At 59.6% G+C, this 19591-nt stretch carries 15 protein-coding genes; 4 read left to right on the forward strand and 11 right to left on the reverse strand.

Annotation, left to right across the window (positions count from 1 at the left end; all coding sequences use genetic code 11):
- Window positions 1–131: 131 nt before the first annotated feature.
- From KGB25_RS02275 to hflK (KGB25_RS02290), 4 genes are read right to left on the reverse strand one after another with little or no spacing between them, the layout of a single operon-like run.
- Window positions 132–2042, reverse strand: a complete 1911-nt coding sequence (locus KGB25_RS02275) for a cation-translocating P-type ATPase (protein WP_223434134.1) — start codon at window positions 2040–2042, stop codon at window positions 132–134.
- Window positions 2039–3097, reverse strand: a complete 1059-nt coding sequence (gene hflK, locus KGB25_RS02280; protein ID WP_008027495.1) for a protease modulator HflK — start codon at window positions 3095–3097, stop codon at window positions 2039–2041. The genes KGB25_RS02275 and hflK (KGB25_RS02280) overlap by 4 nt, the downstream gene beginning before the upstream one ends.
- On the reverse strand, window positions 3094–4134 hold the full coding sequence (gene hflC, locus KGB25_RS02285; RefSeq protein WP_032828679.1) for a protease modulator HflC: 1041 nt from the start codon (window positions 4132–4134) through the stop codon (window positions 3094–3096). Before hflC ends, hflK (KGB25_RS02280) begins: the two co-directional genes overlap by 4 nt.
- On the reverse strand, window positions 4131–6089 hold the full coding sequence (gene hflK / locus KGB25_RS02290) for a protease modulator HflK (RefSeq protein WP_223434199.1): 1959 nt from the start codon (window positions 6087–6089) through the stop codon (window positions 4131–4133). The genes hflC and hflK (KGB25_RS02290) overlap by 4 nt, the downstream gene beginning before the upstream one ends.
- Before the next feature lie 217 nt (window positions 6090–6306).
- Between hflK (KGB25_RS02290) and lpdA the strand changes: the two genes are divergently transcribed.
- Window positions 6307–7707 carry a dihydrolipoyl dehydrogenase gene (gene lpdA / locus KGB25_RS02295; protein ID WP_223434135.1) on the forward strand — a complete coding sequence of 467 codons (1401 nt, stop codon included), beginning with the start codon at window positions 6307–6309 and terminating at the stop codon, window positions 7705–7707.
- A gap of 136 nt (window positions 7708–7843) precedes the next feature.
- On the opposite strand, the gene KGB25_RS02300 is transcribed toward lpdA, so the two are convergent.
- Complete coding sequence (locus KGB25_RS02300) at window positions 7844–8317, reverse strand: Lrp/AsnC family transcriptional regulator (RefSeq protein ID WP_008027506.1); 474 nt, start codon at window positions 8315–8317, stop codon at window positions 7844–7846.
- Window positions 8318–8461: 144 nt separating this feature from the next.
- Between KGB25_RS02300 and KGB25_RS02305 the strand changes: the two genes are divergently transcribed.
- Entirely contained in the window at window positions 8462–9091 is a 630-nt protein-coding gene (locus KGB25_RS02305) for a LysE family translocator (protein ID WP_008041366.1), read from the forward strand.
- A 3-nt stretch (window positions 9092–9094) separates the two neighbouring features.
- On the opposite strand, the gene KGB25_RS02310 is transcribed toward KGB25_RS02305, so the two are convergent.
- From KGB25_RS02310 to KGB25_RS02330, 5 genes are all read right to left on the reverse strand, one after another.
- Complete coding sequence (locus KGB25_RS02310) at window positions 9095–11212, reverse strand: hypothetical protein (RefSeq protein WP_223434136.1); 2118 nt, start codon at window positions 11210–11212, stop codon at window positions 9095–9097.
- Complete coding sequence (locus KGB25_RS02315) at window positions 11199–12395, reverse strand: DUF3142 domain-containing protein (protein WP_223434137.1); 1197 nt, start codon at window positions 12393–12395, stop codon at window positions 11199–11201. Before KGB25_RS02315 ends, KGB25_RS02310 begins: the two co-directional genes overlap by 14 nt.
- Window positions 12396–12525: 130 nt before the next feature.
- Window positions 12526–14556 carry a pyridoxamine 5'-phosphate oxidase family protein gene (locus tag KGB25_RS02320; RefSeq protein WP_223434138.1) on the reverse strand — a complete coding sequence of 677 codons (2031 nt, stop codon included), beginning with the start codon at window positions 14554–14556 and terminating at the stop codon, window positions 12526–12528.
- Between the two features lie 63 nt (window positions 14557–14619).
- A complete protein-coding gene (locus tag KGB25_RS02325) occupies window positions 14620–15246 on the reverse strand; it encodes a glutathione S-transferase family protein (RefSeq protein WP_008041372.1) in 627 nt (208 codons plus the stop codon).
- A 130-nt stretch (window positions 15247–15376) separates the two neighbouring features.
- Window positions 15377–16279, reverse strand: a complete 903-nt coding sequence (locus KGB25_RS02330; RefSeq protein ID WP_223434139.1) for a LysR family transcriptional regulator — start codon at window positions 16277–16279, stop codon at window positions 15377–15379.
- A gap of 106 nt (window positions 16280–16385) precedes the next feature.
- Between KGB25_RS02330 and ppk2 the strand changes: the two genes are divergently transcribed.
- On the forward strand, window positions 16386–17207 hold the full coding sequence (gene ppk2, locus KGB25_RS02335) for a polyphosphate kinase 2 (RefSeq protein ID WP_223434140.1): 822 nt from the start codon (window positions 16386–16388) through the stop codon (window positions 17205–17207).
- A gap of 449 nt (window positions 17208–17656) precedes the next feature.
- Window positions 17657–18133: an antitoxin Xre/MbcA/ParS toxin-binding domain-containing protein gene (locus KGB25_RS02340; protein ID WP_223434141.1), complete on the forward strand. Its 477-nt coding sequence runs from the start codon at window positions 17657–17659 to the stop codon at window positions 18131–18133.
- Window positions 18134–18272: 139 nt separating this feature from the next.
- Here the strand turns inward: KGB25_RS02340 and KGB25_RS02345 are convergent, their stop codons facing one another.
- On the reverse strand, window positions 18273–19577 hold the full coding sequence (locus tag KGB25_RS02345; protein ID WP_223434142.1) for a transposase: 1305 nt from the start codon (window positions 19575–19577) through the stop codon (window positions 18273–18275).
- Window positions 19578–19591: the final 14 nt, after the last annotated feature.

Consider the following 19591-nt stretch of genomic DNA (forward strand, 5'->3'; position numbering starts at 1 on the left):
AGGCTATCGATTTAATAGCCGTCTTCTATGATTTGCAGCGCTGGAAACAAGCGCCGCAAAATCACAGAAGTGATTGCCCTCACACTAGATGACTGCGAATTTCGCGCACAGTTCTGAAATGTTCACATCGCTCAGACGTCTTCCTTCATCTTGAGCAACGGCTCTTGGAAACGCAGCAGCCGTCCGGCGTTGCCCAATACCAGCAACGTACTCAGGTTATGCAGCAGCGCAGCAATCATCGCCCCTGCCGCACCGAGCCAGCCGAAGGCAGCGAAAGCAACAATTGCCAGTGTCCAGCCTAGGCCGATGATCACGTTGACCTGCAACGTCTGCCGGCATTGGCGACTCAAACGTACGCAAGTGCCGAGCCGACGCAGGTCGCTGCCGATCAGCACGATGTCGGCTGAAGCCAAGGCAATATCCGCCCCGCCCGCGCCCATGGCGACGCCCACCACACCGGCCTTGAGTGCCAGCGAATCGTTGATGCCATCCCCGACCACCATCGGCCGGAAGCCGCTGCCGATTTCTTTCAGCACACGGTTGAGTTTGTCCTCGGGCAAGGCCTGGGCTTCGACATCGCTGATCCCGACATCCAGGGCCAACGTATTCGCGACGCTTTGGCGATCGCCGGTGAGCAACAATTGCCGGCCCAATCCGAGTTCACGTAACTCACTCAAGGCAAACCGCGCTTCAGGCTTCACGCTGTCCGCGAGCAACAGCCAGGCCAGGAATTCACCGTTGAGCGCCAACCCGGCAATCGGACCATCGTGTTCGGGAACAGCAGAAGTAGCGATCGCCAATTGCGCAAACAACTCCGGTCGCCCGAGCGCCGCTTCACCCTGCTCAGTCATCGCTACCACGCCCAGGCCCTGACGTTCGTGAATGTCCGTGAGCAGCAGAAAATGTTCCTGGCTAACCAACCCGGCGAGCGCGCGACTGACCGGGTGACTGCTGGCGGAACCCAGGCTGGCAGCCAGTTTCAGCACGTGGTTGCGATCTTCCAGCGGACTGTCGATCGATTGCAGGCGCAAGGTGCCGAAGGTCAGCGTCCCGGTTTTGTCGACCACCAGCGACGTCAAATCCGCCAGCTCTTCGAGAAACGCCGAACTGCGGATCAGAATCCCGTGTCGTGCGGCAACCGCGACGCCGGCAATCGCCGTGGCCGGTGCCGACAACACCAACGCACATGGACAGGCTGCCACCAACACCGCGAGCATCGCTTGCGCATCATTGGTGATGAACCAGGTCACTGCGGCCAGCAACAACACCAGCACCATGTAGCTGCCAGCGTAGCGTTCCAGCAAACGGGTGATTGGCGGCTTGGAACGCTCGGCGCTTTGCATCAGCGCGATGACTTTACCAAGAGTCGATTCATTGCCGGTACGGGTCACTTCTATGCGCAGCAGGCCATCAAGGTTGATCGCCCCGCCGAACACCGTCATGCCGACGCCCGCCTCCACCGGCACCGACTCGCCCGTGATCGATGCGGTATCGAGACTCGCCTGACCGGAGAGCACACGACCATCGGCCGGCACCCGATCACCGGCGCGGACCTCCACGCGGTCGCCAGCCTTGAGTGTGCCGTTGTCGACTTCGACGATGGAGCCATCCGCCTGAACCTTGCGCGCATGGCTGCGTGTCAGTTTGCCGAGTGCGTGAATCGCCTCCTGGGAACCGATCACGCTGCGCTCTTCCAACACATGACCGAAGATCATGATGATCGGCAACAACGCAGCGGTCAGCAGATCGCCCGTTGCCCAGGCACCCAACATCGCCAACGCAATCAACTGATCGGTGATCCCGTGCAAGCTGGGATAACGCAGGCTGTACCAGGCAGAACGCATCACCGGCACGGCCACCAGCAACGAGGCAAAACCCAGCAGCAATTGACTGACGCCCGTCTGCTCCGGCGACCACCAGCGCCAGATCAAACCGAGCGCCAGCAAGCCGAGCGCGAGCATGGCCAGGGTCAGTTGGCGTGCAGCGCTGCGTTGTTCGGCCGAGGACAACATGCTCGGTGCGGCGGCAGTTTGGGCGGTCATTGTGCAGCTCCCTGAATGATCAGGCGGGAATCGTCTTTCGGATTAACCGTGGTCACCGAGCCGGCCTGACCGAGGATTTTTGGCAAGCGCTCGCGGTAAATGCGCAACAGCATTTGCGGGTCGGTGCCTTGTTGTTGCGCCTTGGCCAAGCTCAATACCGTGGCCGTGTCGGCGGAGGCTTTGGCCAGCCGTTCGCTGGCTTGAGCGTGGGCGACTTGCAGCGCACGGTCGGCTTGCTCGTTGGCGGCCTGAGTGAGTTTCTCGGCTTCAGTGCGGGCATTGGCCACGGCTTTATCGGCTTGCTGACTTGCCGTCAGAACGGCGTTGAAAGCATTGACCGCAGGTCCTGGCAGACTCGACTGCACATCCACGCGCGCCACTTCGATCCCCAGTCCCTGCCCCGTTGCAGTCAATTGCGCGAGTCGTTGATTGATGCCTTGTACCAAATCCCCGCGCAGGCGCTCGCGTCTTTCCGCCGCTTGATTATCCGCGCCGATCAACTCCGGGCGCGCCACCAGGATGGTGTCCAGATCTCGTGCGGCGGTGAGTGCCACGGCGCTGCGAGTTACCAGGCGATCCAGTGCCGGCAGCACGTGTTCACCTTGAACAACGAACGCATACGGTTCGGTGACTTTGTAAAACACCCGCACATCCAGTTGCACCACACCCGCGTCACCCGTCAGCAGATAACCGGAACCTGCCAGCGCATCACTGAGCGGCGTGGCGAAAGTGGCTGCTCGGTCGGCCTGCAACGCGGCATCGCTGCGCAGCAGATTATCGACCCGACGCTCGATCACCCGATCCGCCGCTGGCAACAAAACCACCTGCTCGAACGGCCTCGGCCACGCCAACAGCAGACCGGCATTCTGAATGCGATCCAGCGCGCCAAAGTGCAACACCACCGCGCGATTTTGCGGGTCGATTTGCCGCACGTTGGAGAATGCCCACGCCAACGCGGCCAAGACTGTCACCGCATACAGGGCGAGAAAAGCCAATCGCCCGGCCTGAATCCAGGGGCTGCTTAACTCATTTGTTCCACGTGGAACCAAACTCATGGCTGCGATCCGGACTTGTTATCGAGCGTCGGCGGACCGTCAACCAACACCCGGAACGGCGCGGCATCGGTGCGCAGAATCAGTTTGGTGCCAGGTGTGACGATGGTGCCCAAGGTGTCGAGGGAGCGCAGCAAGTTATACAGCTGCGGCGAACCCGCGTAAGCACGGCCGTAAATCTGTGCGGCTTCGACCCGGGATTGAGCCTCGATGTCGGCAGCTTTAACCGTGGCATCGGCCTGGACGATTCGCGCATCACGCTCGGCAGCAGAGCGAATTTGCGCTGCCTCACGTTTGCCGATGGCCGTGCGTTCGGTGGCGATTGTTTCACGCTCGGCGCGCATGCGATCGACGGTGGCGGTCAGGGTCACCGACGGCAAGGTCAATCGTTCGATGCCGACTTGCAGCACACGAACGCCATAAGTGGCGAGTAACTGCTGATCGATTTGCTGACGCAACTGCGCTTCAAAATCAGCGATGTGCACCTGGCTGGCATCGGTGTTCACCAGATTGGCCAGGTCAAAACTGCTGGCCGTGGTTTCCAGTGCCGAGCCGACGAAGGTGCGAATCTGCCGCGCCGCTTCGTCCGGCTGATTCTGCACGGCGCGCATGAAGCGCTGCACATTGTCCGGATCGCCCTGCACCTGCCACGCCACGTAAGCCTGAACGATGATGCGCAAACCGTCGCGCGTACCCACATCCTGCAAACCGCTGGACGTGGTGCGCAGACGCAGATCGACCGGAATCGCCGCTTCAAAAGGCGCGGGCCAACGCCAGCCCAGCCCCGGCTCCAGCAACACCCGCGACGGATTACCGAAGCGCGTGATCACCGTGGCTTCGCCGGAGCGCACCTGCACCAGGCTTGCAGCCGCGATGGCAAACGCCACCAACAACGCCGCCCACCCCATGCGCCGCCACGGGAATGGACCCGCTTCCTGCGGATCGCCGTGGTGGTGATGGTGATGCCCGTGATGATGCCCGCCATGACCGTGATCGTGGCCGGCGTGATCATCGTGATCGTGAGTGTGCGACTGGCTCAATTGGCAGCTCCTGGCTGAGCAGTTTTACGCGCCGATGCAGGGTCAACCGGCAGCGTGAAAGTACGGAGGTCGATGGTCGGCGCGTTGCCGCTGCCGCCCAGACGATGATCGAGAACCAGCAACCTGGCGTTGGTCAGGCCTTGGGAGAGCTGGCTGAAATACTGTTCCAGCACGAAAGCCTGGCCCGCGCTGGCGTAGGCCTTTTGCTCGGCGCTGAATTTCAGATCGGCCGCTTGCGCAGCCGCATTGATTTCACGCGCGCTGGCCGTCGCTTGATCCCGTGCGATGCTGGCCTGCAATTGCGCCTGATTGGTGGCCTCTGCAGCCGCGCCGCGCTCACGCGAGATCAAGGCCTGCGCAGCAATTTGCGCCGCTTGCACACCGTGATAAGCGTTGGCCGCGCCGGCCGGTGGGTGAATCGCTTCAACCACAGTCGCGAGAATTTCCACGCCGCTGTCGAGTTTTTCCAGGTCCGCTTGCACCGCGCGGCCAATCTCTTCGGCGAGCCCTACCCTGTCCTCACCGAGTAGTCCGTCGAGGGTACGAGACGCGAAGTCGTGCACCAGAATCCGGCTGGCGGTGCTGCGGATCAGTGTCGGCACGTTGGCGCTGTTGTACGTCGCGGCCAACGCCGCTTGATCCGTGAGGCCGATGCGATAGACAAAACGCACGTCCATGTTGACGATCTGGAAGCTCTGTTTGTCGGCGCGACTGCTGGCAATCACCTGAGACTTGTCGTTCACGTGGCTGGCGTCCCACAAGCGATTGGCCGTCGCCGGCGCCGGACCTTCAGCCGGTTCAGCCACAATCGGCGCCGTCGCTTCGCCAACACTGGTGGCCAACTCGTGGACCACGCCGTTCTCGACACTCAACACTCGACCCAGAGGCCACGGCAGACCTGCGTGCAAACCGGGGCCGAAGACCTCCACCGGTTTGCCGAAACGCTCATAGATGCCCCGCCCTTGCAGGGAAATTTCGTGAATGCCGGTGAGCGACCAACCGACCAGTGCCACCACCGCCAGTACCGGGACGAATGCCCGGCGCATGTAAGTGAAGGCCCAGATCTGTCGTAGATCGATGCCGAAGCGGTTATGTAATTCATGTTGCAGCGCCAGCAACGGTTGGGGCGGCCAGCGCAGCATGTCGGCGACGAAACTTCGCGCCAGCAACGCAGGTTCGAGTTGTTCACGCTGCGGACTGAACAGTGACAACACCGCGCGTAGCAGCAGTTCTACCGCGACCAGACCCGGCAGCAGGCCAATCAGTACAGCCAGACGTACCGGCCAAACCGACGCTTCGCTGCCCAACAACAGGCACAGCGCGCTCAGCACAAGACAGATGATTGCCACGCGCGTCAGCTGCGCAAGCGAACCTGCTTCGGGCCACTGGGCCACGTTTTCCTGGGCAAGTTGCCGCTCCAGCACCAGCAAACCGAAGGCCAGCAGTAACGACAATGCCGCCGCGACACTCGCGGAAAAACCGAGCGCAGCGGGAGGCAGGGCCAGGTTCCAGACTTGATTGATGCTGAACACTACCAGCAGCGCCCAAGCGCCAAGCCACAGCGTCGAAGCGCCGATCTGCGCCAGCAGCCGCAACCATCGCTGGCTGATCCGCTCCAGCAGCCGTTCATACCAGCCTTCCGGCGGTGATTCAGCGACGACTTCCACAGGGAGCATCGCCGGGTTCATCGCCCTTTCACGCCACTGTGTCACCCACCACGCCGATTGCAGCCCGGCGACCAGCACCAGCAAACCGGCACTCTGATTGACCAGCACCGCAGGCCAAAGCGACTGCGGTGCAAACAGCCCGACGAAAAACGCCAGCACCCAGCCTGCCCCTGCGAGCGCGCCGAGGCCGATTGCCAACTGCCGCAATCGCCGCCCTTGAAAGACTGCCTGCTGAAAGCGCGGTAGCCCGGCTACCGTTGCGCCCTCAATCTCGAGATCGACTTGCATACCACCCCAGTGATTTTCTTTGCTCACGTCGCAATTCGTTACGATATAACGAAAGCCGTGAAATTTTCGTACTAAATCTCTTTATCTAAAGACGCTCAACCTGTCGCTTGGCTGAAGCCTTGACCGAAAGGCGTGGCTGCGCACATATTACGCTCGTAATTTTATTCAGGAACTACGTTTATCCAGCCCGATTCCCATCCAATTCAGGAGTACATCCATGAGCAACTATGACGTCGTGATACTGGGCGGAGGCCCCGGCGGCTATAACGCGGCAATTCGCGCCGGCCAATTGGGCCTTAAAGCCGCCTGTGTCGAAGGCCGCGCCACCCTCGGCGGCACTTGCCTGAACGTCGGTTGCATGCCGTCCAAGGCATTGCTGCATGCTTCTGAATTGTATGACGCGGCCATGGGTGCGGAATTTGCCAACCTCGGTATCGAGGTCAAACCCACGCTGAACCTCGCGCAAATGATGAAGCAAAAGGATGACAGTGTTGCCGGGCTGACCAAGGGCATCGAGTTTTTGTTCCGCAAAAACAAGGTCGACTGGATCAAGGGCTGGGGCCATATCGACGGGCCGGGCAAAGTCACGGTGACGGACAGCCAGGGCGGCAAGACTGAGCTGAGCGCCAAGGACATCATCATTGCCACCGGCTCCGAGCCCACTCCCCTACCCGGCGTGGACATCGACAACACGCGCATCCTCGATTCCACAGGTGCGCTTTCTTTGTCCGAAGTGCCCAAGCATCTGGTGGTGATTGGCGCCGGGGTCATTGGCCTGGAATTGGGCTCGGTGTGGCGGCGTTTGGGCGCACAGGTGACCGTGGTCGAGTTTCTCGACCGGATCTGCCCTGGTGTGGACGGCGAAGCGGGCAAAACCCTGCAACGTTCGTTGAGCAAGCAAGGCATCAGCTTCAAGCTGAGTTCGAAAGTCACCCGCGCCACGACCTCGGCGAACAGCGTTCAGCTCAGCGTCGAACCGGCCGCCGGCGGTACTGCCGAACTACTCGAAGCCGATTACGTGCTGGTCGCCATCGGGCGCCGGCCTTACACCGAGGGGCTGGGGCTGGAGAACGTCGGCCTCGCCACGGATAAACGCGGCATGCTCGCCAACAAGGGTCATCGCACTGAAGCGGCAGGCGTATGGGTCATCGGCGATGTCACGTCGGGGCCGATGCTCGCGCACAAGGCCGAAGATGAAGCCATGGCCTGTATCGAGCAGATCGTCGGCAAGGCAGGCGAGGTCAATTACGACCTGATCCCCAACGTCATTTACACCAGGCCGGAGCTGGCCAGCGTCGGCAAGACCGAAGAGCAACTCAAGGCTGAGGGCCGCGCGTACAAGGTCGGTAAATTCCCCTTCACCGCCAACAGCCGGGCGAAGATCAACCACGAGACTGAAGGCTTCGCCAAAGTGCTGGCCGATGAGCGCACCGACGAGATTCTCGGCGTGCACCTGGTAGGCCCGAGCGTCAGTGAAATGATTGGCGAATATTGCGTGGCCATGGAGTTCAGTGCTTCGGCTGAAGACATTGCCCTGACCTGTCATCCACACCCGACCCGCTCCGAGGCGTTGCGCCAGGCGGCGATGAATGTGGAGGGGATGGCGACGCAGATGTAGGGCTGGAGACCTGTTGAGACTGATCTACCGCCATCGCGAGCAGGCTCGCTCCCACATTTGATCTGTGGCGCACACAAAACCATTGTGGGAGCGGCGGTGCGACGATTCGACTTGCTCGCGAAGGGGGCAACTCGGTCTAGAGCGGCAAATGCTCCAACGGCAACGCGCCCGGCGTTTTCACAGTGTGAATCGCAAAGTTGCTGCGGATGTCGCTCACGCCCGGCAACTTCAGCAAACGCCCGGTGAGAAAGCGGTCGTACGCACGCAAATCCGGCACCACCACCTGCAACAGAAAATCCGATTCCCCTGACACCAGAAACGCCGAAATCACCTCGGGCAACGCCATCACCGCCACACGGAAGGCTTCGGCCTGTTCGTCGTTGTGGCGTTCGACCTTGACCCCGACAAACACCGTCAGCCCCAACCCGACTTCATCGCGGTCCAGGTTGGCCTGATAGCCGCGAATCACCCCGGCCTCCTCCAGCATCCGCACCCGACGCAAACAGGGGGACGCAGACAGACCGATTTCATCCGCCAGTTGTACGTTGCTCAGACGACCGTCACGTTGCAGGGCCGCGAGAATTTTTCGGTCGTAAGCGTCCAGTTTCATGCTTGGCAGATCCTGATGGTTCATGCGTCAAAGAATGGCAGGTTATGCCAATTCAAGACTGTTTAGAAGCAAACTACGCAACCACCTGCCCTGTGCTTCAGCCCTAGACTGGCGCTACCGAATCGACAACGAAAGGGGTGCAACATGGCGGGGCTTTGGCTGTTTTTCATGGCGCTGGCAGTGGTTTACCTGCTCCCAGGCCCGGACATGATTCTGCTGCTGCAAACCGGCGCTCGTCAGGGCAAAGGCGCGGCGCTGGCCACGGCGGTGGGATTGGGTATTGCCCGAGGATGTCACGTGGCGTTGGCGGCACTGGGGCTGGCGGCACTGTTCAAGGCCGCGCCCTGGACGTTCGATTTGGTGCGCCTGGCCGGGGCCGCGTACCTGTTGTGGATCGGCATTCAATGCCTGCGGACCACGATGCTCCCGAGCCTGAACGGCGCAGATTCAGCCTGTGGAAAACCTCGTTGGCGCGAAGCCATTCAGCGCGGATTGTTGACCAATCTGCTGAACCCCAAGGCGCTGCTGTTCTGCTCGGTGCTGCTGCCGCAGTTTATCGATCCGCATGCAGGGCCGGTGCTCGCACAATTCGCGACCCTGGGCGTGGTGCTGGTCAGTGTCGGTTTGTTGTTCGACAGCGCGTACGCCTTGGCCGGCGCCGCGCTTGGCCGCTGGCTGCAACGCAGTCCTTCAGCCCAGCGCGTACAGCAGTGGTTGTTTGGCAGCCTGTTGATTGGTTTTGCCCTGCGACTGACCTTTGTTCAACAGGTTTGAACCTTACTGCGACTTACGGCGGCGACGATTGATCAGTAACAATGCCGCTGCCGTGACCGCCAACACACCGCCGATCTGCAAAGTTTTTTTGTAAGGCCGCAGCTCGGAGCGCACGGCGTCGGTGACCTGGGTGACGTAGCGCTTGTCGGCGCGCTGAAAATCCGGGTCCTGGCATTGGTGACCGAAATCACCCGCCCAGACGACATACGGGCCTTCCTCGACATAACGACGGTAGAACGCGCTTTGCTCTTGCAGGCTCGTCCCCCACGACGAAGCCTTGCACAGCACCGACGCGAAAGCCTGGCTGCTGTGGGGCAAAAGATCAGCCGCTTTACTCGCCAGCGCGGTGGCAACAAACCGGTAATGGAAACGCTCATCAGGTTGCGCCAACGTGGCTTGCTGCCGTTTCACCTCACCCTCGGCCATTAATGGGCCGACCTTGAGCTCGGGAGTCTCGAGACTGTAATTGCCACCGAAAGTGGCGTAATCCGGAGACATCTCGTAGCCCAACAGCTCCATTCCGTCGAAACGAGCCACTGTCGCGGCATGGTAATAAGCGAATGCCCGTTTGGTTGGCCACCATTTCGACTCGGCGTCGTGGCGCAACTCCCCGTACCACTTGGCCTTGGCCTGCAAGTCGGCATTATCGAAATAGCCTGGCGCCTCGTCATAACGGCCCTCACGCAACAATCGCCGCCCCAGCAGGTTGCGCAACTTCGCCGCCACCGACAACGGCACGTAGTTATCGCGATCCTGTTGAGTCAGCGCTGGCGGCGCCGGCACTTGAGTGTCGACGTAGTGCTTGAGTTCATCGACGGTCAGTACACGCTCAGCGACGGTCGCAGCGTCGAACCAGTAAATGTCATTGCTGCGATAAAGCTGATCGAATGCCTGCAAATAATCCCCACGTTGCAAGGCCAGGATCGCGCTTTCCCCCTCGACGCGGCACTTGGGCTGAAGCGTTTCGAAATCCCAGTCCGGTGTCCGTCGCTCGCCCCAGGATTCGTTCTGCGGGAAGGCCTGGGCAGCCTTGGCGTACGCGGCGGCGGCAGCCGTTTTATCACCCTCGCGCATCGCCAGTTTCGCCCGCAGCCACCATGCCAGGCCACCGTCACCGGCGTGTTCAAGAAATGCCTTGGCGCTGGCGTAATCGCCCTGTTGATAATTCACGGCGGCCAGTCGATCAGCATTGTCGAGGCTACCGCGCGTGCTGTTCTGCAGCAGTTTGATCAGTTTTTGTTCGTTTGGCGGTTGATCACCAAATGACCAACCCAACCGGCTGATCAGTGACGCCGTGACCAGCTGCTGCACTGGTTTGCCTTTAAGCAACGCGGCCAGTTGCTCGTCGGGCATCGCCGCCAGATCGGCCATCAACAGCTTCAATGAGGTGTAACCCACTGCGGAACCGTGGAGGTTTTGCGTGGCGTAGAGTTTTATAGCGTTGTCCCAATCGCCCGCCGTGCGAGCGACACGCGCCTCTTCGCCGAGGCTGGCGACGCCAAGCCCCAATGGGTCGCTGAAACCGTCGATGCTCAACTGGCGCGCCTGCTCAAAGGCCTTGCGCGACTGCGTCAGCAGATCGGGCGTGGCGTCCGCTTCGCTGCTCATGGCAAACAGCGCCCGGCCCAGCGAATAAGCGGCCCACGTGCTGCGCAACGCGCGTTGATCCGCCGGCAATGCGAGCACTTTCTGGAAGTAATCGGCGGCCAATCCATGGTCACCGGCGCTGAACGCCACGGCGCCCGCCAGATAGAGCCTGTGCTCGGTCGGCAGGCCTGCGCCCTGCGCCTCGACCTGATGAGCATCGCTCAGCGTGCGCAGTTGTTTGACCAACGCCTGCTGCGGCGCCGTCAAACCAGCCTGTTCGGCGTCGTCGCGCTGCACGGCATAGTCAGGCGCGTCCATGCTGTAGACGACTTCGCTGACGTTCTTCAAACCCGTAATCGCCTGCCCGAGACGACTGATCTCGAACCGGAAGTTGCCTTCCGGCAGCTCCGCCATCGACTGGCCCCGGTTGTCGAGCAGGCGCATAGGGAAATCCGGCCCGCAGGCCACTGCCGAACCCAGTGGAAAACCGAGGCTCAGGCAAAGCAAATGGCGGGGCCAGTTACGGGTGAACATTCGAACCTCCTTGATCAATGTTTGTGCAGCGCGCCCAACCGATGGCGCGCTGCCCACCGGCCGGGATCCGACCGTCGCGCAGGCGGGTGAAGGTAAGCAGATCCGGGCTTTGTTGCAACGCATAACCGGCCAGGGCATCGGCGCCTTCACAGCCTCGTACCGCGAGCGTCAGGCGTTCGGGCCAGGCGCTGTCGAGGTTGCCTTGATTGCTGATGCTGACGTCATAGAGGCCATCCTGCGCCGAGAGTTTCAGCGTCAGGCGACTATCGAGGGCTTCGCCACGGGCTACGGCGCGCAGGGTCGTCAGGCTCCAGGCCCGGCGATCATTGGCCAATGGCAGGCGAAACCAGATCAGCCCGGCCAGATGAGCCGGCGGATCGTTGCGCAATTGGATGGCAAGTGTGCTCAGTTGCTGCGGATCGGCCAGCAATTCCCGGCGCTCGCCGACGCGCTCAATGGGCACTTCGCTTTCCACGTCGGGTGCGCCGCCGGCCTGCGGCAACAACGCTACGCCATAGGCCGGCAGCGCCAGATAAAAAGGTTTCGAAGTGATGCGGCTCCAGGCGCCGGCCCATTTTCTGGCCTGATCCGGGTCAAACAATCCCATGCGCGGGTCGCTCACCGCATGTACCTGCAACACGCTGCTATCGACTGTGGATAACAATGCAGGCAGTTCAGGACTGTCGAGCCACGCTGGCAGCGCAGTAATGCTCAATGGCATGGAAGCCGGCAGCACCGCGCGCAAATCCGTGAGGAATTTCCGATAAGCCGGTAGCCGAGCGTTCCCGGCATCGTGGTCGATTTCCACGCCGGAGAGCACCAGCCCCTGCGCCTGCCAATCGTTGAGCACTTGCAGGATCTGCGCAGCGACCTCGTCCTGATCCAGCGACTTGAGCTGGCCATCGAGACGAATCACCGCAATCAGCGGCCGGCCATCCCGTTTGAGCAGCACCGGGTCGATTCGCGCCCGGTTCCAGCCCGCCTTGGGGAATGCCTGCAAGGCCAGCACCCGCAGGGTCGCAAAATCCGCACGGCTGTCTTTGAGTGCGGCTTCGTGGGCCGGCGTCCATTGTCGTTGCCATACATAAAGTTGCTGATCGAGCGGCGGTGCGTCCTGTTGTTCGCAGCCGCTAAGCAAAGCCAGCATCACCAGCAAGCCTGACAGGCGAGCGAGAAAAACCATAAAACTCCTAAGCCTGAATCTCATATTTGTAGGAGCGAGGCTTGCCCGCGAAGCTTTTGGCGGAGTTTAGGACGCCTTCGCGGGCAAGTCGGGTCGCCGCATCGCTCGCTCCTACACGCCGCGTCAGATGCTACAGGTCGAGCACCAAAGGCTGCGAGCCCTGCGCCGGAATCGCACAACAAATCAGGACATGTCCTACTTCCGGCACTTCCGCTGGTGGCTGTGGATAATTCACCTGACCGCTGATCAGGCGAGTCTTACAGGTCCCGCAGGAACCGCCGCGGCAACTGAATTCCGGGCGCAACCCGCGGCTTTCCGCCAACTCCAGCAAACTGCCGCCGTCGGGTTGCCAGCGGGCTTCTTTGGCCGAACGCTCGAACACCACCGGCACCGACGTGGTCGCGGCGGGCGGTTGCTCGATGACCACCGCGTCGGGGTCCGGCCGGCGACGCAAGGTCGACGGGCCGAAGGTCTCGGCGTGAATCCTGCTGTCACGGATGTCCAGTTCCCGCAGGCTGTCGTACAGCCCCTGGGTAAAACTGCCCGGCCCGCAGAGTACAAAATCGAGCTGATCGTAGTCCTCCACTTCAAGGATGTTCTTCAGCAACGCGGCGTCTATCCGTCCGGTCAGGTCAAAGTCCTCACCCTCGTGAGCATCGGCCTCCGGCTGACTGAGCAGACGCAGCACCCGCACCGAATCACCGGCGTCATCCAGCAAACGATCCAGCTCGGAGCGAAACGGTTGATCAGCCAGCGTGCGCGAACTCTGGAAAAACCATGTAGGCCGAATGTGTCGGGTGCGCAGGCCTTGATACACCACCTCCCGTACCATCGACAGCAGCGGCGTAATGCCTACGCCGGCGGCCAACAACACCAGCGGCCGACGTTCATGGGTTGCCACGGTGAAGTGCCCCTGAGGCGCGCGGGCTTCCAGCAGGTCACCGACACGAACCTGCTCATGCAGATGCGAAGACACCCGCCCTTCTCGCTTCACGCTGATGCGGAAAAAGTCATCGGACGGCGCGCTCGACAGGCTGTAGGTGCGGATATGCACCTCGCCGCCAATGTTGAACCGCAGCGGTAGATGCTGCCCCGCTTGAAACAGCGGCAACCCGGCGCCATCGGCGGGCTCCAGATAGATCGAGCGGATGTTGTGGCTTTCCGCTTCGATGCGCACCACCCGCAGCGGCCGCCAATGATCACCCAGCGCCCGGGCTTGCAGGCGTGCGTTGGCCTGCTCCCAGGTGCCCGTCAGCAAACTGGTGGGCGATACGCCGTCGAAGCGCCAGCGCAGAGCCAGTGCTGCGGGCCGACGCACCACCTGCTCCACCTCGAATGTCCACAGACGCTCGGCGCCTTGAAAGGCTTCTACTTGGGGGCCTTCAAGGATGATTTCGGTACGACCGCTGAGGTGCAGCAGGTCGCCGGAGTTGAAATCGATAAAAAGCAAACCCGCCCGTGGATTGATCAACAGGTTGCCCAGGGTATTGAAGAACAGATTGCCGGCGAAGTCCGGGATGGTCAGACGATTACCTTCCACGTGTACGAAACCGGCCTGACCGCCACGGTGGGAAACGTCCACTGAGCGCCGACCGTCGACATCCACATAACTGGCGACGAAGAAGGTATCGGCGTCGGCAATCATGGCTTTGGCAGCGTCATCCAGAGCGCCCAGGTGCTGCGCGATGCGCGTCGAGGGATCCGCCAGCGGTATCGAACGAAACTGCCGCAATTGAATGTATTGCGGGCAGTTGCCGAAGGACTGTTCGACCATTACGCCGAAGCCATTCGCCGTCACGGCGCCGACGCGACCATTGAGGCGGTTGCGCCGCCGCGTGTGCAGTTCGATCCCCAACAAGCCGATCGCCGCGCCATCGGTCAATTGCGCCGGGTCATCCGCCCCCGGCAAGCTGTTGAATTGCAGCGCACCTGGCTGGGGCGAATGAGCGAAACCCGGTTGCCCTTCAAGAATGCTCGCCCAAGGATTGCCGTCGATGTCCACTGCGCCGTACAGCATGAACGGCAGTTGCTCATAGAATTTGCGGTGTTGGTCCGGCATCTCAGTGCGAACCACCCTACGACCCAACTCCTCCATTCGCTGGGCAACACCGACGTGTGCCTGCAACTGTTTTTCGCCCGCGTGCCAAGGTGACTGGTCCATTACGGCTTCTCCCGTGCGCGCCAGGCGCAGTGTGAACGGCCCGACAATGCCGGGCCGCAGGTATCAGGCAGTTTTTTGCAGGCCGGCGACAGTGCGCGGCATGCCGACAAACCCTGGCAAGGCTTCGATGCGCGCCAGCCAGGCTCGTACGTTGGCGTAGTCCTCGAGCGACACGTTGCCTTCCGGTGCGTGGGCGATGTAACTGTAGGCGGCCACGTCGGCAATGGTCGGCTCGCTGCCGGTCAGGTAAACCGTATCCGCCAGTTCCTGATCGATCAGTTTGAGCCAGACGTGGGCGTAAGCGATCGTCTCTTCAGCCCTGTAAGGCGCGCCAAACACCGTGATCAGCCGGGCCCGGCCCGGGCCAAAGGCAATCGGTCCAGCCGCCACTGACAACCAGCGTTGAACCTTGGCGGCACCGAGCGGGTCGTCTGGCAGCCAGCGACCGTTACCGTATTTTTTCGCCAGGTAAACCAGAATTGCGTTGGAATCGGCCAGCACCACGCCTTGATCATCGATGGCCGGGACCTGTCCGAACGGGTTGATCGCCAGGTAATCGGGTTGTTTGTGCGCACCCTTGGCCATATCGACCAGGATCAGCTCGGTCGGCAGTTGCAGCAGGGATAACATCAGCTCCACACGGTGAGCATGGCCGGAACGTGGGAAGTTGTAGAGTTTGATCGCTTGCATGGTCGACTCCGCTGGGTGGTGGCGCCGTTCTGAAACGATCAGCGCCGATGGGAGCCATCTTCCACCCCCAACCAAAACAACAGAATAACCAGCAAACGCAATCAATTATTTCAGCCAGTGCAATAACCCATCAGCCCTGCAAGGCCGGGTGTTCGCGCAGCGCTTTCACCGTGAAGTCGACAAAACTGCGAATCCGGGCCGGCGCATTGCGGCCGCCCTGATACACCACATGGATGGGCAATGGCGGCAGTTCGAAGTCAGCCAATACGATTTCCAGTTCGCCGGAAGCGACTTTACTGGCGACTTGATAAGACAGGACACGGGTGAATCCCAGCCCGAGACACGCAGCCGTAATGGCTGCCTGATTCGCCGTCACCACCAATCGCGATTCAACCCGCACGCTGAGTGGCTCGCGCGCATCCTGAAAAGGCCAGCTTTTAAGCTGACCAATAGCGGACGTCGAAATAACCGGTGCACGCGCCAAATCCTGAGGATGCACGGGCCTGCCCTGTGCCTCCAGAAATGGCGGAGCAGCGCAAATCACCCGCCGTACTTCGCCGACGCGGATCGCGTGCTGGTTGCTGTCGGGCAATTCACCGATGCGCACAGCCACATCAATCCCCTCCTCGACCATGCTCACTACCCGATCGACCAGCAAGCCGTTGATGCAGACTTCAGGAAACTGCTTCAGATAACTCACTATTACCGGCGTAACGAACAACTCACCAAATAACACCGGCGCGGTGATCGTCAGTTGCCCACGGGGTTCGGCATGACTGCCCGCAGCTGAATCCTCCGCTTCCTGCACCTCGGCAAGGATCCTGCGACAGTCTTCGAGATACCGCTGACCCGCCTCGCTCAAATGCACGCTGCGTGTGGTGCGCGTCAGCAAGCGTGTGCCAATGCGTTTTTCCAGCGCGGCCACGGCACGGGTAACACTGGCCGCCGACAGGCCCAAACGCCGCGCCGCTGCCGAGAAACCTTGGTCCTGGGCGACGGCGGCGAAGACCTGCATTTCCTGGAATCGGTCCACTGGGTATGTCCTCTACTCAGATATTCGCTACCGTCAGGCTGCGAATCCAATACGGCGTTCAAAACAATCTAGTCTGACATAACCGGGAATTTGCGAGGTCTTGATTATGGCAAAGGATAAGAAGCGCCCGCTTAAGCAGAACGCTGCAGACAGCTCGAAGATGTCTAACAAGGATTACCTGGAAGAACTGCGCCGACTGCACGTCGAAACCGTCAAGTTGCAGGAGTGGGTAAGGCAAAAAGGGATCAAGGTGTGCATTGTTTTCGAGGGCCGCGACGGTGCCGGCAAGGGAGGGACAATCAAGGCCCTGACTGAACGGGTGAGCCCACGTATCTTTCGGGTGGTGGCGTTGAGCGCGCCGACCGAACGTGAGAAAACCCAGATGTATGTCCAACGGTACCTGCCGCATCTGCCGGCGGCTGGCGAAGTGGTGATCTTCGATCGCAGTTGGTACAACCGTGCGGGCGTTGAACGCGTGATGGGGTTCTGCACCCAAGAGCAGGTCGACCGTTTCCTGAAGTCGATTCCGTTGGTGGAACGTGCAATCGTCGATTCAGGCGTCATCCTGATCAAATATTGGCTGGAGGTCAGCCAAGAGGAACAGACACGACGTCTTCAGGCACGCATCAAGGATGGACGCAAAATCTGGAAGCTCACCGGCATGGATCTCAAGTCATACAGCCGCTGGTACGACTATTCACGCGCCCGTGACGACATGTTCAAGATGACCGACACCGAACATGCCCCCTGGTTCGTGGCCAACTCCAATGACAAGCGACGGGCTCGCCTGAACATCATCACCGACCTGCTCAGCCGCATTCCTTATAAGGATGTTCCGAGGGAGCCTGTGAAGTTGCCCAAACGCCAGAAACCAGGCAGCTATCGAGAGCCGAATTATCCACTGCGATTGATAGAGGAAAAATTCTGAGCTGAATGTAAAAGGGGCAAGGTCCTGTCAACAACAGGAACCCTGCCCCTTGAATTTAGAGAATAAAAACTGTCGCGAGAAGCCCCCGTAAATCGCGGCTTTCAAGCCAAAAAAACAAAGTCGCAAAACAGTCGCAGCCACCGAAAAAGCTACCTGAGCGTGAAGCTCTTGGGAATAAAATCTGTCGCAGACAACTAATTCATTGATTTTATTATAGTTTATTGCCATTTCCTGCTCATAAAACCACCGCTAGCAGAGCCTTTTCCTTCGGGTATTGAGCCCGTTTCGCTCCAATTACGCTGGCCTCATCCGAAAAGCGCCCAAAGGTCGAATTTTTTATTGATGGCAAACTTCACTCTAAACACTAGCGTTAACAACGCAGCTTTAAGACGTCTAGACAAGAGATAGATTATATTCTATATCCTGGAAACAACCGGGAGGGTGTGTTGATGAAGACTTCAATTGCAGCTCGACACCCGACGAAAAAGAAACACCTTTCACGGAAAGGGGGAATCACAGCCTTTTGGCGATTCAGCTCCCATCTTGCTTCTCTGACGGAATTTGAGAGGCTGCTCCAAATAAAAACCGGCCTTCCGGCTGACCTTGCCCCTGCTCTTCGCTCGGCCTTCGGCCTCCAAGAGCGCGAATTGGGGACACTGCTCAGTGCATCAATTTCATCGCTTGAAAGATTGAGGCGAGAGCAAAGGAACCTTGACCCTGTCGCCTCGGAGCGTTTGGACAGAATCGCTACTGTCAGTCATTTGGCAGAGAAGATCTTTGAGACACAAACCTCTGCTACACATTGGATGTCGGCCCCGAACAGAGCCCTCGGTGGACTTGCTCCAATCATGCTCTGTGAAACGGAGATCGGCGCGAAGCAAGTTCGCCGTGTCCTTCAGGCTCTGATGTCTGGTGGCGCAGCGTAATGAGCGTATGTAGGTAGAACACGCTCGCACGTGCGGGAGAGCCTAATCCGACAGGACTGACCGGAAAGTCATTCACTCCGTTGGCTCAAACAGCCTTACCAAACTATTCAGCTAGCTAATGACAAGTGGATTAGTCCTTTCATTTTTTTGGCTTCGATGGCGGCTTTATCAAGCCGACAATTTCATGGAAAGCTTTTTCCGTTTCATCATCTGACATCTTTGGTACCGGCGGGCGACGTTCGCGCTTGGTCGCGCGCATCATGTCGTCAGGTATCAAATCCAAGGGGTTTGAGCGCTCGCTTTTGTTCAGGGCCGAAAAATAGACCGTCGCGTTCACACGGTCGTCTCGGTCCGCACGAGCAAATTTCACTACGTTGGAATTCGTGTCAGCTGGAAGGTCAAAAGGGCAAGTTAGATCCAGGCGCGTGCCAGTTCCACGTGCTTGAATAGCATGCAGTTGTAGATATTCGACGTCCATAGAATTGCTGGTGTACGCACTGGAGCGATATGCCCGAGTTATATCAGCAAGTTTTACAGACTCCCGACCGGCATTGCGGCACTCTATATAAGCGAGCTTCAAAAGCTGTACAGCGAGGCGCTTGATCCCGAAAGTAGAGCGATAAAGCTCTGCCGCTAGGTCATTGATATCAACTTGAATGTGACCACCACTAACCCTTATGCACTCGCTGACGTAGGCTTTCCAGTCCTGGCTTTCAGGGTGATCCGGCAGCATGATCCTAGGCTCCGAGAGCAACCGCTGTTTGTCTTCGCTGTTTCGACGAAGCAGCTTACGCGCCAGGCTGTAGTTGGAAACGAAGATCACAGGAGGACCTATCGCAGCTAACGTCAGCAGAATGTCAGTTATCTTGGAGGCGCCCAAGCCGGTATTGATATGCTGGGTTTCTTCAAGCATGACCAGAGAGACACCATCTCGATTGGCTCGTCTACGGCTTTCAACGAGCAGCTTTGCCAAATTCCACGCTCTGCAGGATTCTTCGCTGCCTATCACGAAGTCAGATAACAACTGCTTACCGCCCGCCTTCCCGCGGGCGCTTGCATACCAATGTGAAATCAGTTTTATCGCCCCATGGTAATGATCACAGGAAAAATCCATGGGCGGCGGCAAGACTTTCCTCAACGCCGTAATCGTTTGACTCTTTCCAACTCCAGCTAACCCCGTTAAGCAAACCGGCAGCACTTCTACTTCCGGTGGGGAATAGATCTTTGAAACGTATTCAGCTTCGCTGGAAAAAAGCTTACCGCTGTGCAGAGATGCCCTGCCAGCCATCTCCTTTATGAAGTTTAGGGAGAACGCGTTGGGCAAATAGATTTTCATCAGATTGCCTGCCAATGCCTCAGCAGCAATGAGGGGATCGATTGTGCTCAAGGCTCCTATAGTTTCCGGATTGACGGTAACCCGCTCTCGAATTTTATTGATATCCAAACAATCGTCGAACC

This window comes from Pseudomonas sp. BF-RE-21 (genome assembly GCF_019947305.1).
Lineage (GTDB): Bacteria > Pseudomonadota > Gammaproteobacteria > Pseudomonadales > Pseudomonadaceae > Aquipseudomonas > Aquipseudomonas migulae.